General features: G+C 58.6%; 17 protein-coding genes. 6 read left to right on the top strand and 11 right to left on the bottom strand.

The window, feature by feature from the left end; all coding sequences use genetic code 11:
- Positions 1-1,553: ParB/RepB/Spo0J family partition protein (locus MKK82_RS01530; protein WP_243984439.1), on the bottom strand; the 1,553-nt coding region annotated here is incomplete at its 3' end.
- A gap of 658 nt (positions 1,554-2,211) precedes the next feature.
- On the opposite strand from MKK82_RS01530, the gene MKK82_RS01525 reads away from it, so the two are divergent.
- Positions 2,212-2,472 (top strand): hypothetical protein, encoded by a 261-nt coding sequence (locus MKK82_RS01525; protein ID WP_243984437.1) that lies wholly within the window; start codon positions 2,212-2,214, stop codon positions 2,470-2,472.
- A 28-nt stretch (positions 2,473-2,500) separates the two neighbouring features.
- Here the strand turns inward: MKK82_RS01525 and MKK82_RS01520 are convergent, their stop codons facing one another.
- From MKK82_RS01520 to MKK82_RS01510, 3 genes are all read right to left on the bottom strand, one after another.
- Positions 2,501-3,820: a ParB/RepB/Spo0J family partition protein gene (locus MKK82_RS01520; protein ID WP_243984436.1), complete on the bottom strand. Its 1,320-nt coding sequence runs from the start codon at positions 3,818-3,820 to the stop codon at positions 2,501-2,503.
- Positions 3,821-4,325: 505 nt separating this feature from the next.
- Positions 4,326-4,562 carry a hypothetical protein gene (locus MKK82_RS01515; RefSeq protein ID WP_243984434.1) on the bottom strand — a complete coding sequence of 79 codons (237 nt, stop codon included), beginning with the start codon at positions 4,560-4,562 and terminating at the stop codon, positions 4,326-4,328.
- Between the two features lie 60 nt (positions 4,563-4,622).
- Complete coding sequence (locus tag MKK82_RS01510; protein WP_243984432.1) at positions 4,623-5,345, bottom strand: hypothetical protein; 723 nt, start codon at positions 5,343-5,345, stop codon at positions 4,623-4,625.
- Between the two features lie 562 nt (positions 5,346-5,907).
- Between MKK82_RS01510 and MKK82_RS01505 the strand changes: the two genes are divergently transcribed.
- A complete protein-coding gene (locus MKK82_RS01505) occupies positions 5,908-6,168 on the top strand; it encodes a hypothetical protein (RefSeq protein WP_243984431.1) in 261 nt (86 codons plus the stop codon).
- Positions 6,169-6,188: 20 nt separating this feature from the next.
- Here the strand turns inward: MKK82_RS01505 and MKK82_RS01500 are convergent, their stop codons facing one another.
- The 3 genes from MKK82_RS01500 to MKK82_RS01490 all read right to left on the bottom strand — a co-directional run bounded on the left by MKK82_RS01500 (position 6,189) and on the right by MKK82_RS01490 (position 8,260).
- Positions 6,189-6,707 carry a type II toxin-antitoxin system VapC family toxin gene (locus tag MKK82_RS01500; protein WP_243984430.1) on the bottom strand — a complete coding sequence of 173 codons (519 nt, stop codon included), beginning with the start codon at positions 6,705-6,707 and terminating at the stop codon, positions 6,189-6,191.
- The gene (locus tag MKK82_RS01495) at positions 6,707-7,465 is read right to left on the bottom strand and encodes a hypothetical protein (protein WP_243984428.1); all 759 of its coding nucleotides are present in this window, start codon (positions 7,463-7,465) and stop codon (positions 6,707-6,709) included. The genes MKK82_RS01500 and MKK82_RS01495 overlap by 1 nt, the downstream gene beginning before the upstream one ends.
- A 474-nt stretch (positions 7,466-7,939) precedes the next feature.
- On the bottom strand, positions 7,940-8,260 hold the full coding sequence (locus tag MKK82_RS01490; RefSeq protein WP_243984426.1) for a hypothetical protein: 321 nt from the start codon (positions 8,258-8,260) through the stop codon (positions 7,940-7,942).
- 187 nt (positions 8,261-8,447) lie between these two features.
- Between MKK82_RS01490 and MKK82_RS01485 the strand changes: the two genes are divergently transcribed.
- The 3 genes from MKK82_RS01485 (at position 8,448) to MKK82_RS01475 (ending at position 11,569) form a co-directional block, all read left to right on the top strand.
- Positions 8,448-8,744: a hypothetical protein gene (locus MKK82_RS01485; protein ID WP_243984424.1), complete on the top strand. Its 297-nt coding sequence runs from the start codon at positions 8,448-8,450 to the stop codon at positions 8,742-8,744.
- A gap of 132 nt (positions 8,745-8,876) precedes the next feature.
- The gene (locus MKK82_RS01480; RefSeq protein ID WP_243984423.1) at positions 8,877-10,775 is read left to right on the top strand and encodes a DUF262 domain-containing protein; all 1,899 of its coding nucleotides are present in this window, start codon (positions 8,877-8,879) and stop codon (positions 10,773-10,775) included.
- Between the two features lie 203 nt (positions 10,776-10,978).
- Positions 10,979-11,569 (top strand): DUF5675 family protein, encoded by a 591-nt coding sequence (locus MKK82_RS01475; RefSeq protein ID WP_243984421.1) that lies wholly within the window; start codon positions 10,979-10,981, stop codon positions 11,567-11,569.
- A gap of 19 nt (positions 11,570-11,588) precedes the next feature.
- Here the strand turns inward: MKK82_RS01475 and MKK82_RS01470 are convergent, their stop codons facing one another.
- Both MKK82_RS01470 and MKK82_RS01465 read right to left on the bottom strand, forming a co-directional pair.
- Entirely contained in the window at positions 11,589-12,080 is a 492-nt protein-coding gene (locus tag MKK82_RS01470) for a hypothetical protein (protein WP_243984419.1), read from the bottom strand.
- 143 nt (positions 12,081-12,223) lie between these two features.
- Positions 12,224-12,460 carry a hypothetical protein gene (locus tag MKK82_RS01465; RefSeq protein WP_243984417.1) on the bottom strand — a complete coding sequence of 79 codons (237 nt, stop codon included), beginning with the start codon at positions 12,458-12,460 and terminating at the stop codon, positions 12,224-12,226.
- Positions 12,461-12,780: 320 nt separating this feature from the next.
- Between MKK82_RS01465 and MKK82_RS01460 the strand changes: the two genes are divergently transcribed.
- Positions 12,781-13,395, top strand: coding sequence for a recombinase family protein (locus MKK82_RS01460; protein ID WP_243984416.1), 615 nt, complete (start codon positions 12,781-12,783; stop codon positions 13,393-13,395).
- 126 nt (positions 13,396-13,521) lie between these two features.
- Here the strand turns inward: MKK82_RS01460 and MKK82_RS01455 are convergent, their stop codons facing one another.
- Positions 13,522-14,358 carry a hypothetical protein gene (locus tag MKK82_RS01455; RefSeq protein WP_243984414.1) on the bottom strand — a complete coding sequence of 279 codons (837 nt, stop codon included), beginning with the start codon at positions 14,356-14,358 and terminating at the stop codon, positions 13,522-13,524.
- Complete coding sequence (locus MKK82_RS01450) at positions 14,358-14,702, bottom strand: hypothetical protein (RefSeq protein ID WP_313902078.1); 345 nt, start codon at positions 14,700-14,702, stop codon at positions 14,358-14,360. The genes MKK82_RS01455 and MKK82_RS01450 overlap by 1 nt, the downstream gene beginning before the upstream one ends.
- Positions 14,703-14,707 lie beyond the last annotated feature (5 nt).

The raw sequence follows: 14,707 nt of genomic DNA, 5'->3' as shown, positions 1-14,707 counted from the left end.
CGCCTGAAATACCCTGCGGCGGTCGGCCTGTACCATTGCGCCATATCCAGCTTGAGCGTGCCGGACAGGGCTGCGCCCTCCGCCGTCCCGGTGCGGTTCGCATCGCCCTTGCTCTCGACGGCATCCAGCCCGTGCGCCGTTGCCACGGCCAGCACGTCCAGCAGCTGCGTCTGGCTGGCTGTCATGCACCAGTCCCACAAACTGGCACGGTCCCCCGGCAATAGGTCGCCTATGCGGTCGCGTTCCTCGTTCAAGGCCATGATCGCAGGGGCCACGTCATGGTCCTCCATCGCCGTGCGAAGGCTGCGCTTGGTGATCCACGCTTTCAGGATGCCCTTGGGCTCGTTGTAAAACACGTCCGCCGCCATCGTATGCACGACAAGGGCAAGGGCCGTTTCCGAGCTGCGGGCCAGTTCGATCCGCAAAGCCGCCGTGCGCTGCGCCGTCAAGTCCTCGACCAGTGACGCGGGCAGGGCAGGGGGGCCGCTGCTGGCGTCCGAGTCCTCGTCGTCGTTCCCGGTTGCGCCGTTCGCCTCGTCCGCCTCGATCTCGCCGGGACGGATCAACCCGCGCACGATCGACACCTCGCCGCCATAGGACAGATAGACCACGGCACCGGCCACGGTCTTGACCTTGTGCGACCATGACGGGGCGGAGTCGTCGTCCTCGTCGGTGGCGTACTCGGCTTCGGCCTGTTCAAACTCCTGCCGTTCATTCCAGTCGAACGCCATGCGGCCTTCGGCCCATGACCATCCTTCGTCCAGCACCTTGGCCGCCAGTCCGTCCAGCTTCCACCTCGTCAGACGGTCCAGCAAGGCAACGTCCTGCAAGAACCCGCCTTCCTTCGGGTCGAACAGGTCGCGCCGCACGATGCCGCCCGCCGCCTCGTAGGCCTCGATGCCGACGAACCGAGCCCGCTTGTCGCTGCTGGGGACTTCGCCCTCGGTCAAAGCCTGACGGATGGCGCGGGGGTCGTCCTTCTGCCAGTCGGGCATGGCGTCGAACACGACGTCCTGCCGCGCGTGGTCGTCGCTGACAGTGAAAGCCTGCAACGCCTCAAGCTCGATCTCTCCGTCCCGGTACAGAGCGAAGATGCGGGGGCTGACGCGGGCGAGGGCCATCCGCTTCCGTACCGTCGACGCCGCCACCCCGAACCGCGCCGCGATCTCGTCCATTGTCGCGCCGTTCTCGATCAGGCCGCTCCATGCCGTGAACTGGTCGGCGGGATGCATCGCCACCCGCACAACATTCTCCGCGAGGGACAATTCAGCCGGGTCCATGTCGTCGTCCCGCATGGTGCAGGCAATGGGATGGGTTTTCGGGATCGTGCCGTCCTTCGCCAGCTTCTTCAAAGCCAGCAGCCGCCGCTGCCCTGCAACGACGACGAACTTGCCTTTGGGGGCCGAACAGATGGTCAGGGGGTTAATCAGGCCGTGCGCGGCGATGGATGCCGCCAGTTCATCGATGCCCGTCTCTACAGCGGTTTTACGGACATTGCCGTTCCACTGAACCAGTTTCACCAGGGAGATTTCACGTAAAGCGTGGTTGGTCATGGTCTTTTCTTTCTTGGTTGCTAAAAGGGTTGCGCATGCAACCCTGCTAGGCCAAGCGCCAATGAGCGGGGGGAAGCCGTCCAGGACCGGCGGCCGGGGAGGGGAATCACCCGGTTTGCAGCCCTTGCGAAAATCGGGGACACCCCGGCCGACGCGCTTGCGTCCAGTCCTTGACGGCGGGGGCGGTCAGCCCCTCTTTCTGCGCGTCAGCGATCGTCACCGTATGGCCGAAACCGGCACGGGTTCGGGGAGGCGCAGCCGAGTAGAGCGCGGCCCGCCAGGGCGACGCCCCGGTCCTTGCGGATCTCGCGTCAAAAAACCCTGCGTGGATCTCGACGTGGTTTTCAGGGATGGATCTGAAGCCTGACAGGACAGTCACCGCGTTCGCGTCACCGGGGCGGGCGCTGCCCGCCTGTGATCCGGCGACGCTGCCGACGCCCAAGGGCAGGCAGGAAGGGCGTCTGTCCATTCAGGCGGAAAGGGCTGGGGGCGCTGCCCCCAACGACGCCTCAAGGGGGTCGGTCCTCGCCATGCTCGCTATCGCTGCGCGTGGCTCCGGTCCCGGCCTGCGGCCGCCCCGTGACGCTCTGCCCCCCGCGTTCGCCACGGGGCAGGGGTGCTGCCGCACCCTAATTTCAGGGAGGGAGGAGCCATGCCAATGGACGAAGCCACCCTGGAAAAGATGCTGCACACGGCCGCCGATCTGCGGGCCAGGCTGGACGGCTCGGACATGACGGCGGCGCAACGCGCCTTCATGCAGAACATGCTGTCGGGGATGGAGGCCGCGTTCGAGAGGCAGGCCAACCAGGTGCGGGCCATCCGGGCGGTCCTGCCGCGCCGGAACGATGCCGGCGGCCGGGCGACGGTCGCCTATGTCGATCGGCTGCTGGGCCAACGCGACGGACAACGACTGCACTAGGGCAGGGGGTTCGCATGGGGCTGAGTAATCAGGAACCGTCCTTGAAATTCATTGCACCGGCGCGGGTCAGCCACGCCTGGTTCTTGGCATAAAACTGCCACGCCTCGCGGTGGGTCAGTCCGCCGAACAGCGCGGCGAATTCATACCAGGCGCTTTCGCTGAACCCTTTGGCATGAAGATGCTGGCAGTTAAGGCGGGCCAGTTCGATCCGCAAAGCCGCCGTGCGCTGCGCCGTCAATTCCTCGACCAGTGAGGCGGGCAGGGCTGCGGGGCCGCTGACAGCATCCGCGTCCTCGTCGTCGCTCCCGGTCGCACCGTTCCCCCCGTCCGCCTCCGGCTCGATCTCGCCGGGGCGGATCAACCCGCGCTCGATCACCGCTTCGCCGCTATAGGACAGACAGACCACGGCTCCGGCGATGGCCTTCGCCTCATGTGACCATGACGGGGCGGAGTCGTCGTCCTCGTCGGTTGCGAATTCCGCTTCTGCTTCCTCGAACTCCTGACGCTCGATCCAGTCGAAGGACAGACGCGCTTCGGTCCATGACCAGCCTTCCGCCTTCACCTCGGCGGCCACGCTTTCCAGCTTCGCCATGGTCATGCGGTCCAGCAGGGCAACGTCCTGCAAAAACCCGCCTTCCTTCGCGTCGAACAGGTCGCGCCGCACCGTGCCGCCCGCCGCCTCGTACGCCTCGATGCCGACGAACCGCGCCCGCCTGTCGCTGCTGGGGATTTCCCCTTCGGTCAAAGCCTGCCGGATGGCGCGGGGGTCGTTCCGCTGCCACCCAGCCATGCCGTCGAACACGGCGTCCTGCCGCTCGTGGTCGTCGCTGACCGTAAAAGCCTGCAAGGCTTCAAGCTCGATCTCTCCGTCCCGGTACAGGGCGAAGATGCGGGGGCTGACGCGGGCAAGGACCATCCGTTTCCGCACCGTCGATGCCGCCACCCCGAACCGCGCCGCCACCTCGTCTACGGTCGCGCCGTTCTCGATCAACCCGCTCCATGCCGTGAACTGGTCGGCGGGGTGCATCGCCACCCGCACGACATTCTCCGCAAGGGACAATTCAGCGGGGTCCGTGTCGTCGTCCCGCATGGTGCAGGCGACCGGATGGGTTTTTGGGATCGTGCCGTCCTTCGCCAGCTTCTTCAAAGCCAGCAACCGCCGCTGCCCCGCCACGACGACGAATTTGCCCTTGGGGGCCGAGCAGATGGTCAGGGGATTGATCAGGCCGTGCGCGGCGATAGATGCCGCCAGTTCATCGATGCCGGTCTCTACAGCGGTTTTACGGACGTTTCCGTTCCATTGGGTCAGTTTTACAAGAGATACTTCACGTAATGCATGGTTGGTCATGGTCTTTCTTTCTTGGTTGCTAAAAGGGTTGCGCATGCAACCCTGCTAGGCCAAGCGCCAATGAGCGGGGGGAAGCCGTCCAGGACCGGCGGCCGGGGAGGGGGATCACCCGGTTTGCAGCCCTTGCGAAAACCGGGGACACCCCGGCCGACGCGCTTGCGTCCAGTCCTTGACGGCGGGGGCGGTCAGCCCCTCTGCCGATCGCGGATGCGATCATGACGACTGCCGGCGCAGCTGGTTCTCCGTGGGGGCCGGAAGGCCATGGGGGGAGCGGACGACGAAGTCACCTTTGGGAGCGGCGGGCTGGCCGCAGGACAGGGGGCTCTTCTTCGTCTCGCGTCAGCGATCGTTACCGCATGGCGGAAACCGGGAACCGGGTTCCGGGAGGCGAAGCCGAGTAGAGCGCGGTCCCGTCAGGGTAGACGTCCGTTTCTGTAGCGGAGAAATCACCGGCATCTGATCGTGTATCTAAAAAGACCCGTTACTACAAAAACTGTTACGACAATCAATTCGCAGAGTGCGCCTCAAGCTTGCCATTATCGAAAAGATATTCATTATCAGCAATGAACTTATCTGCATCGGCCTCTGACAGATCCGTGTAATCCTCTATCAGTGCCCTGGCTGCTTTTTCACGCTTGGAACGGTCCCACAAATCGCCCATGTCGGTAATCAGATCGGTCAGTTTTTCTTCGTATTTTTGTTTATCTTCACTGTATCCGGCCATCACGTTTGTCTTGTTCAATTCCACCTCCCTGGAACCAAATCTCTCAAAATATGACGGCCGACAGTCGAAACAGAAAAATCAGTGCGGGCTGGGTTCGGGAGCCTGTTTACGGGTATCTTTCACGAGGTTGGCAAGATCCGCCTCATCGATTTTCGGCAGATATTTCTCAAGATCGCTCTGCCCTCTGGCCAACGCTTCCTTGAACACGTTCAGTATGGCTTCCTGCTCCTGCGGCGCGAACTTTTCTTTCACGAGCTCTTTCGCCGCGCTGTTTGCCAGCGAGTCGCGCATGACAAGCGCGGCCGCTATACTCATTGACTTAGACATTTTACTTAACCTCCAGGTAAGATTTATAAAAATAAGAATGATAGCATTGTTCAGCCAAAACGCTATAGAGGCGGAGACACTGAACCTGTAAGTGTCCCATTCGCTCAGTGTTGCAGGCGAAGGAGCGCCGTCCGACGGCTTTGCTGCATTTTGCGAAAAAGGGGGGAAGGCTTCGGGCGACCAGTTTCCTGCTACGGTCTGCAGCCAGAATTTGGCTTCCGGTGTCGTCAAATCGACGAACCTGCTGAGCAGATAAGGAACGGCGAGGATCAGGACGGCTACGACGAATGCCGACATGACCAGCCCGACGGCGATCTGCCAGCGACTGGTCCGTTTCAGCTTCACGGCGGCATAAATGAAGCTCCCGAGCTTCCAGAGGGCGAGGCCAATCAGAACGGCGACGCTGAGCGCCGCGACAATGCTGAGCCAGGCGCCGCCGAACCAGCCGGCGGCGGCACTGAGCCACACGATCACGACGAAACCCCGGCCGGCATGCCACGGACAGATCCCCTTTTCGCCACCTGGATAACGCTCGTCGTTTCAGCGGGCACAGATCCCTTCTCCGGCAGGATGCGCGTTTTTTTCGAAGGCGTGAAGCCTCCCGGCGGGACCGCGGCAGGCACTCCACGCCTGTTCGTAAGACAGCTGCAAACCCTGCGGATGCGGTGCAGCACGGCTTGACCGACAAGGGCAAGACCAGGCTGCTTATGCAGGGCAAAGCAGCTGGAAACCTGACAGAACAGTGACCGCGTTCGCGTTACCGGGGCGGGCGCTGCCCACCTGCGATCCGGCGACGCTGCCGACGCCTAAAGGAAGCCAGGAAGGCGTTTGTCCATTCAGGCGGCAAGAGCTGGGGGCGCTGCCCCCAACGACGCCTCAAGGGGGTCGGTCCTCGCCATGCTCGCTGTCGCTGCGCGTGGCTCCGGTCCCGGCCTGCGGCCGCCCCGTGACGCTTTGCCCCCCGCGTTCGCCACGTGGCAGGGGTGCTGACGCACCCGGAAAGGCATTGAAGAGGGCAGGCAAGGAGATCGGACGGATGGATGAAAGCACCCTGGAAAGGATGCTGCACATGGCGGCTGATTTGCGGAACAGGCTGGACAACCGGACCATGACGGAAGGGCAACGCGCCTTCACGCAAACTTTGCTGGCCAAGCTGGAAGCCGCATTCAGCGCTGAATGGGACCAGGTGGAGATCATCCGGGCCGCCATGCTGCACACTGACGATGCCGGAGGCAGGGCCACAGTCGCGTATATCGATCGGTCGCTAAATGATCGCAGCAAGGCCTGGCTGCATTAGAATGGTACGTCGGAAAAGTATTACTTACCTTCTGGCGGCTCAAGGATCATCGCTGTCTGCGGGTCCTCTGGTGGCAAGGGCAGATCAGCAAGGCTATAGGCTTCCATTCCAGCCTCTCTAGCATAGCCTCGCACATCGGCATCGTCAGAATACATGACAGTCGCGCCTTCGACGGCGCCGATTGCTGCAATCTGTCGATCGAATTTGATTTTGGCCTTGCTGGCGTCAGGGTTTCCGCCCTTGCGCCGTCCCTGCTGCCGGGCCTGAGCGATGCGCACGGCGGCCTCTACGGCAGCCCGCTCGTCAAAGCTTGCCACCCGGAAGCATGCCTGTCGGCTGATCGTTGCCAGGTACTCGGGACCGGCCTGTCCCGCGTTGACCAATATCTCGCTTAACGCCGGCGTCGGGATGATGATTTTCACCCCTTCTTCCGAAAGATTGTCGATAAGGTAATCGACACGCTCTTTCGCGCGTGGCGTCGAAGCGTTTGCATTTTCCTCGAATACGAAGATCAGAATGGAAGCATCAAAGACGACCATCAGTGCAGTTCGCCCTCATCGTCGCGGCGCAGGTTTTCCAGCTCCGCAAGCGGGTCGGCAATGTCTTTCCATTGACTGCCCATTATCGACCGCAGGGCGTGAACGGTATCGCTGAGGCTATCGGTTTTCAGAACGTCGAAGCGATGCACCCGGAACCGCAAAAGGGTCCACTTGCCGTTGGCTTCGCGCATCCACCGTCCTGTTCCGTGGATGCGTAGAGGCTCGAACAGGTGCTTACCGAGTTCGCGGGCGATGTGCCGGGTCGTGTCGCAGTTCGTGTAGGTCGTATCGCCATTCTGCAGGCGCAGGCTGATGCTCTCGTCCTTGCCGCCTATGGAAATGAGGATGCCGTCCAGATGGCCCTCCTGATTGAACGGGCCATAGCTCTGCGGCTTCTGACGGGTGCGCCCCGGAAACGCCAGCAGCGCGACGGCTTCGTCCGGACCGTCGATATAGATACGCCCGACCGCGTTGTCGTTGGCGAGCCGGTCGTCAATCTGGTCGAAGACCTTGGCCATTTCCTTGGTCGGATTGCCCCGGCGAACATCGTTCAAGCGGGCCGTGACCTTGGGTAAATCTTCGTGTTCGATGCGCACCGCGATCTTGGTGCTGCCTTTTTCCAGCCCTGCGAAATGAACAGCATTGTCCTTGCCGAGCAATGCGGCGAAATCAGCCATATATTCTGCCAGCTTCGCCATCGGAATAGTTTCCGGCGAATAGGCGTCTATATAAAAAATCAGGCGTCTTTCGTCACTCATTTTACAGGTCCCGGACCTTTATCCTTCTGGTTGCGCAAACGGCCCGTCCTGTGCGGCCGGCCAATTGCTCCGAACATCTCCCTGGCCTCCCCTGATATGGAAACAAAGCCAGAACAGAAAGTATGCCAGATCGCATACGTCGTGGCTAGCAATGGCTCATCGCGCATTCGACGGCTCCTCTAACTACCCTGCGCCAAAGGGTAGAGCTGGACGGACCATCCGGGCGGCGCACCGTGGCAAAACACCCGGATCGCCGTCTCGCACAGATGCACGGTCGCGGGCTTCGCGCCGCATTTCTGGCATTTCAGACGGGGAACGATCTCGCCCAGGTGACGCCCCGGCCCGAGGCTGCGGACAATCATCCTGATCGGGTGCATAACGCTGCGGCCACAGTCGCACCGCAAATCCAGCCAGCACCCCTCAAGCTCGTTCAAACGGGCTTTTAGCGCCAGGGGAACGCCATAGGCGGGCGGATTATCTGCCATGGGGCCGCTCATCGCCCAGGTGCCGGGCCAGGCGCTCATAGGCGGCCGACAAGGCCTGCCGTCGCTCGGGAGGGTGCTGGATCGCCAGGGCGGCCTTGTAGGCGGTTGCAGCGGGCAAGCGCCCTGCCAGGTCGGTCAGATAGTCGAGGGCTTCCAGCACGTCCCTGTCGTGGCGGAAATCGCGGTCCTCAGTCTGCTCGATGGCGGCGGCCAGGATCGCCAGGGCGTCCCGCTTGCCGTTGCCGTCCGCGCCGTCATGCGCCCATACGCCGAAATGCGTCACATCCCGGTAGATCTCGCTGTAGTCCATCGATGTTGCCCCCATGAATGGGAACAATACTAGAACACATTTAGGGAAATGTTGTTGCGTATAGCTGATTTTAATCTTCTGGATATACAGTACGGATATGGCAAGAGGCCCGCGCTTTACACCCCGACCGGCCAAACCCGCGAAACCGACCACGGCGGTCGCGGCCGCGCCGCATGTCCGCGCCTTCATGGTCAAGCTGTTCGATCGGGAGGACGGCGCAGCTGCCGACTGGCCTCTGATCGCGGAAACGTTGCTCAAGGAAGCTTTTGCCGCCGTCGATCTGGCGGCGCTCGATCCGAAAACCGCCCCTCTCGCGCACTCGATCATGCGCCGGGTCCATGACGGGGCATATCAGCGGGTGACGGCGACCCCGGCTGATGCCTTCAAGGATGCGCCGGCCCCGGCGCGGTCAGCTCCTTCGGTCAGCTATGATGGCCCGCAACACCACCCGGCTGACAAGCCAAACGCGCCACTCGCCCGTTAGGCATCACAGCATAGCGAACTCTGGCTGGGGTGAGGGCGGTCCGTGCAGGATATCGATTTCTATATGGAACCGTCCATAGCCACTGTGATATCGATCAAACGATCAATGTGATTTACATATGGCTCATGATCGATGAAACCAGACAAGCTTTCTATTCACGACCTATTCCAGAAAGAACGGCGGTATGTCGTTCCGTTATATCAAAGAGCGTATGTCTGGAACGAAGACGACCAATGGCAGCCTTTGTGGGACGACATAGAACGGCAAGCCGAGGGCTGCTTGTTAAGCGCCGCTGGTATTCCCCGCCGATCGCACTTCCTTGGAGCCGTCGTACTCAATGTACAAAAGATTGTTGGTAGTGCGGTTGCGCGCTCAGAAGTCATCGACGGACAGCAACGGCTTACCACTTTACAACTTTTCATCGCGGCGCTTCGTGACTTCGCCATAAAAGCCGACTCCATTCACGCGAATAAGCTAAAGCGTCTGACAATTAACGAAGACGAGAAGCCTGGCGCCGAGAGCAGCTTTAAAGTCTGGCCGACTAACGCTGATCGCGCCCTATTCCGATCCATCATGCTGGCAGGTGGACCCGAGCAGCTGTTAGCGCAGAACGAACTCACCGCAAAGGATGAACTACCACGTTTGATAGGCGCTTACTGCTACTTCTACCGCCAAATCGCCCTTTTCGTCTCGCCAGCCGACGATACTGCCCCAGACCCAGACAATCAGATATTCGGCCTGATACAAGCACTACGTGTTGGGCTACAGATGGTTGTGATTGAGCTCGAAGATAACGATGATCCTCAAATAATATTTGAGACTCTCAATGCACGCGGCCAGCCGCTTCTTCCCTCAGATCTGATCCGCAACACCGTCTTTCATCAAGCATCGATTGATCCGGCGCATATCGCCAATGAAACGTACGCGGACGGGCTTTACGACCGCTTCTGGCATCAGTTCGACAACGATCGGATCCCGACGCCGATAAAAGGAGAAGATCGCTACTGGCATATTCTGGAACGCCAGGGACGCCTGACCCGACCGCGCATAGACCTTTTCATCTTTCATTTCCTGGTAATGCAAACCGGACGTGAGCTGATGATTGGCCATATCTTCCAGGAATTTCGTGACTGGCGTGATAACGAGGACGAGCCGCTCGAAGACTTTCTTTCAGAACTGAAGCGTTACTCCTCAATTTTCCGAAATCTGATCTCTCCCAGTGGTCAAGATCGTGCATCAGTATTTGCCCGCCGGCTACGTACGCTCGACAGCAGCACCGCTTACCCACTTCTGCTATATATTCTCGGATTGCCAACAGCCAAATTATCGCAAAACGACAAGACCCAAATCCTTACGGATCTTGAGAGCTGGCTCATACGGCGGCTTGTCTGCCAACTTTCAAACAAAAACTATAATAAGTTTTTTGTATCGTTGCTGGCACGTATGAAAGCAGTCGAAACAAAAGCTGTCGAGACAGGTACAGCCGTCAGTCCAGAAATTACTGCGGCCGTTCGCGACGAGCTAACACGCTCCAACGACGAAACCAACCGATGGCCGAACAACGACGAGTTTGAGAGGGGATGGATGCATAAAGCGGCCTATGTCAAATCTCGTCCTGACCGTGCTGTCATGCTGCTCGCTGCGGTGGATACGGCGATGAAAACGAGCAAAAACGAGTTTTCCAGCACACCTGTCAACCTGACCGTCGAGCATTTGCTGCCTCAGCAGGGTAGCGTCGCTGATTATCCCTATCCTTCGGAACCAGTCACTCCAGACGGCCTGACGCCTGAGATCAGACGCGCGAGGATAATTCACACTATCGGCAACCTTACACTGCTCACCCAATCTTTGAACTCGTCGGTTAGCAATGGACCTTTTTCGCAAAAACGGCCAGAGATCGCACTTCACAGCGAGCTTAGGCTTAACGCCCGCTTTCAAGATGAAACACTGACGAACTGGCTCGAGAATGACATCGCTGTAAGGGGCCGCGATCTGTTCGTATACGCCAAGTCAATTTGGCCCGTACCTTGATATTCCGATCAAAAATATCGCGACGAGGGATTAAGTCGGCCAAGATTGAGGGCACTCTACATGGACTGGCTTCGCAAAGTTCAGCGCGCCGTCAAACGAAGCCGCGCAAATGGGAACGGTTTTGCGCGGTCAAATTGTCCCTCGTAAGCCCTTGACTAAAAAAGAGCTGGATCGCTTAAAAGGGTACGCGCATAATTCCAGGCATGAAAATCCGCCGTGATCGCGTGTTGCGCGAGGACCAGAATTCGCAAGATCAGAACGACGCTCTTATGGATCGGAATTTAGCCATGCGTTCACAATCAAGGCGAGACTTCCTGCCCCTTGCAGCCGGTTTTAGCGGCGTTCTTTTTCTATCTAAATCTGTTTTTGCTCAAGCTTCAAATTTTACTTTGACTCTGGCTAGGAAATACAAAGGCGACGCATGCACCTCTGGGTACTTAGCTGCTGACGGGACAATTATTGCCTACACGCTGGAACGCCCCTGGAAAGGCAATGCACCTCTCATCAGCTCCATTCCAGACGGGCGTTACGAGGCCGTCCTTCGATATGACCATACTGATCAATGGCGCATAGAGCTGACAGGGGTGCCAGGACGAACAAACGTACAAATCCACACCGGCAACAAACCCGACGACAGCGAGGGCTGTATTCTCATAGGTCTGAAGCTGAGCGACGATTTATGTTCAGTTCTCGAAAGCAAAAAAGCCTACGCAGCTTTAAAAAAAGCCTTCTATGGCACTGAAACACCGAATAGTACACCGAATAAGAATATTATTGTTGTTGTCGTAAGCTAACGGTAGCTTTTTTTGTAAACTACCAATGTGACCTATTATCAAGTGATAACTGGAACTGGTCCTTCATTGCGGCGAGGACCGGTTCTATGGCGAGCTCGGCGTAAAGCGTTATCTTAAAAGCGGCGATTGCCGAGGCGGTTTTGACTGCAACCTCGCCTGGCGTAGCGATCGCCGCGCTGACACCGGCTAGCAGTGCTCTATCGACCGCATTGTGAAGCATGTTCTCAAGCGCCGCCGGCGCGTCCGGACCGCTGGCGATAAGGAATATCTCGTGCTGCTGGAAATCGGTCGCCCATTGGGTGCAGGTCTCAATCCACGTGTCTTCGCACCGGATCTCCCATCCCTTCACTGTACAAGCCGGAACACCTTTCGTTTTGAGATTACCGATACATCTTGTCCTTGTTTCTGGACCGCCAAACTGCATCAGTTTTTTCTCAATGCGGGTTTCGGAATGTGCGCCCCCGATAAGCAGCATGATAGCAGCGATGCTGCTCAGTACCATCAGCTTCATAGCACCCTCCGTTGAGAGCGATCATTGCTTACAAAAATTGTGTCGGCTGTCAATTAATGTGGAGAACGAAGACGATTATATGACACAAAAAAGGGGCCGGTATGCGCGGCCCCTTATAGTCCAGCTCTCCCATATGGGTTCGCTTACCAATTGTTGTGGGCAGCCGTTGCGCTAATACCCAGAATGCGAACCGCATCTTTCTGGCGAAGACCACGACGCTTAAGCTCTGAAATAAGACCGCGGCCGGCATCAGATAAGTTTCTATCATTAGTAAACATCAAAGCGTGAATTTCAGAATACTGATCATTCAGATTTTTAGCTTCGTTCCGGATTGCATCTATTTTAGTTAAATTTACCATAGCCGGTTTTCCCTTCTCCACCGAGGCGCCAGAACGGCCTCAGGGCAGTAAGTAAAATCTCTTACGAATTTCTGCAAGTGAGCGTACGCCGTATTTTTCACTTAGAGGGCGAGCGCCGAGCGCGAGGTGGACCTCCTTGGACACTTTTGAAGGGCTGCAATAAAAAATTTCGGTCCCGTTTTGCAAATAGCCAAACCTAGCAATAACTAGCCGTATAGTCAGTACGATTTGGGTATGCCTCAATCGAACCGGTCGTTGCGCGGTCTCATATAATTAGCTTGACCATTCTAATCGAACCGATATCATGACACCTATTCTAATCGAACCGATTGGCAGGTTTCATGTTCGTCCGCGCCTATCTGCGCGCCTCTACCTCTGAACAGGACGCAACACGGGCGCGTGCGCAGCTCGACGCCTTCGCGGCCGAGCGAGGCCTGACGATCGCTGCGGCTTATGTCGAAAACGAGAGTGGGGCGACGCTGGCCCGGCCGGAGCTGTTCCGGCTGCTGGCCGATTGTAGGCCCGGCGACGTGCTGCTGATCGAGCAGGTAGATCGCCTCTCCCGCCTTTCCTCAGACGACTGGACGAAGCTGCGGGGGGAGATCGACGCCAAGCGCGTGCGCATCGTCGCGCTAGATCTGCCTACCTCATGGAGCTTGGCGACGCCGGCCGATGAATTCACCGGGCGCGTCTTCCAGGCCATCAACGGCATGCTGCTCGATGTCCTCGCGGCCGTAGCGCGCAAGGATTATAACGACCGCCGCCGTCGCCAGGCTCAGGGGCAGGCGAAAGCAAAGGCTGCGGGGCTCTATAGGGGCCGCCAAGAGGACGCAAAGCGAAACGAAGGCATCGCAGCCATGCTGCGGGCCGGCTCGCCCTGGAGCCAAATCCAAGCTGCGACAGGCTGCAGCCGCTCCACTATTGCAAGGATCGCTAAAAAGGAGAAGGCGGCGTGATGAGCGCACCGCTGCCATCACGGGTCCTTCTGAAAGATCTGCGTCATTGCCTAGCGAGCGCCATATACAGCTTCAAAGCATACGACGTGGAAAGTGCCTGAAAGCGTACCCATATTTGAGGTCTGCCTATAGGCGGAGACCCGCAGCCTGACGTTCATGCTCCTGGATAAGGTATGTAAGATAGCTGCGGATTAGGTTGCAGTAGAGTCGTGCCTCGTGCGGCTGAATGGCTATGCCAGCCTGCAGGTCGGTGCCATGCCGGACGCCCCCTCCGGTCGGCGATGAAAGGAAGCCATGCAGGGTCGTCATCCAAGTGAGGATCTGCTCTTGAGCGGTCCCCTTCCCCTGGGCCCGCATCTCATTCACGATTTTATTGAAGTACTTGCCCTGCACGCTGCTGTCGCTGGCGCCCAAGCCACGGAACGCCGTCGAAATCGTTTCGAGGAGCCAAAGCAGCTCCTGAACAGCGCGCCGGCCCTGCCCTTCCCCTAAAAGTCGGTCGGCGGCATCGAGCGACTCCGTGATCAATGCGCTCGCCTGCGCTGCCAGCGAGGGTGCCGGCGGCGGTACGGTAATGGGTGCATAGGCATTCGTTGCGACAAGGCGAGGTGGTTGAAGTTCGTATCCGGCCGAATGCTCCGCGAGGACCCGGTTGATATGAGCCGCATCTGGAACAGCAAGCCCCTCCTCGTCCAGCTTAACGCACGTCTCCCAAAAAGCCTCGATGAACAGCGGTCCATTTTCCGCAGCTCGGCTCATGGCGGTGCTTAGATCAGACCACGCCCAGCCTAAATTGCTGCTCCATCCGATGCTTCCTCCGTAAAACGCGGCCTTGAACCATTCAACAATCCGTTTGGTGTCACCTTGGCGCGCAATTTGCTCTATCATTTCATAGAAGGCGTTCACGACATCGTTCGATACAGCACCGGGGCTGCTGAAACGCCAAGATTTCTCGAAGTCCATTACATCATATCCACCCGTCTTTTTAACGACTTCTTATTAACCTGCTCTCTGATTTTGTTAAGCGGCCACAAGTCACCATTACCATCACGCACATGCCAGAAAAGCCAGCCGTTGCAGGCGTAGTAGGAGCGCTTAGAAGATACTTTTCCGGTCCTGGCAGTGATCATCGAACCGGCAGCAACAGAAAGGGAACCGTATGCCTTGCCGTCAGCGGTCAGAGAACCATCGGCATTCAACGTCGCTTCGACCGAATGCCCATCGATCTCACCGTGCAGCTTCGCATTGGGGCGAAGCACGTCATGCTCCATCAAATCGTTGAGACTTGCTGGAATTTTTGGCTCCACAATTC

This window comes from Methylobacterium sp. E-046, from assembly GCF_022829625.1.
GTDB lineage: Bacteria > Pseudomonadota > Alphaproteobacteria > Rhizobiales > Beijerinckiaceae > Methylobacterium > Methylobacterium longum.
The sequence above is the reverse complement of the archived record's forward strand: the minus strand, read 5'-3'. Positions and strand labels throughout refer to the sequence as shown.

What these genes read in the sequence shown, in the direction of transcription:
- MKK82_RS01520 (WP_243984436.1), bottom strand. Translation starts at nt 3,820, where the DNA reads ATGACCAACCATGCATTACGTGAAGTATCTCTTGTAAAACTGACCCAA.
- MKK82_RS01460 (WP_243984416.1), top strand. Translation starts at nt 12,781, where the DNA reads ATGTTCGTCCGCGCCTATCTGCGCGCCTCTACCTCTGAACAGGACGCA.
- MKK82_RS01495 (WP_243984428.1), bottom strand. Translation starts at nt 7,465, where the DNA reads ATGAGTGACGAAAGACGCCTGATTTTTTATATAGACGCCTATTCGCCG.
- MKK82_RS01490 (WP_243984426.1), bottom strand. Translation starts at nt 8,260, where the DNA reads ATGGACTACAGCGAGATCTACCGGGATGTGACGCATTTCGGCGTATGG.
- MKK82_RS01525 (WP_243984437.1), top strand. Translation starts at nt 2,212, where the DNA reads ATGGACGAAGCCACCCTGGAAAAGATGCTGCACACGGCCGCCGATCTG.
- MKK82_RS01470 (WP_243984419.1), bottom strand. Translation starts at nt 12,080, where the DNA reads ATGAAGCTGATGGTACTGAGCAGCATCGCTGCTATCATGCTGCTTATC.
- MKK82_RS01505 (WP_243984431.1), top strand. Translation starts at nt 5,908, where the DNA reads ATGGATGAAAGCACCCTGGAAAGGATGCTGCACATGGCGGCTGATTTG.
- MKK82_RS01455 (WP_243984414.1), bottom strand. Translation starts at nt 14,358, where the DNA reads ATGGACTTCGAGAAATCTTGGCGTTTCAGCAGCCCCGGTGCTGTATCG.
- MKK82_RS01475 (WP_243984421.1), top strand. Translation starts at nt 10,979, where the DNA reads ATGAAAATCCGCCGTGATCGCGTGTTGCGCGAGGACCAGAATTCGCAA.
- MKK82_RS01480 (WP_243984423.1), top strand. Translation starts at nt 8,877, where the DNA reads ATGAAACCAGACAAGCTTTCTATTCACGACCTATTCCAGAAAGAACGG.
- MKK82_RS01500 (WP_243984430.1), bottom strand. Translation starts at nt 6,707, where the DNA reads ATGGTCGTCTTTGATGCTTCCATTCTGATCTTCGTATTCGAGGAAAAT.
- MKK82_RS01485 (WP_243984424.1), top strand. Translation starts at nt 8,448, where the DNA reads ATGGTCAAGCTGTTCGATCGGGAGGACGGCGCAGCTGCCGACTGGCCT.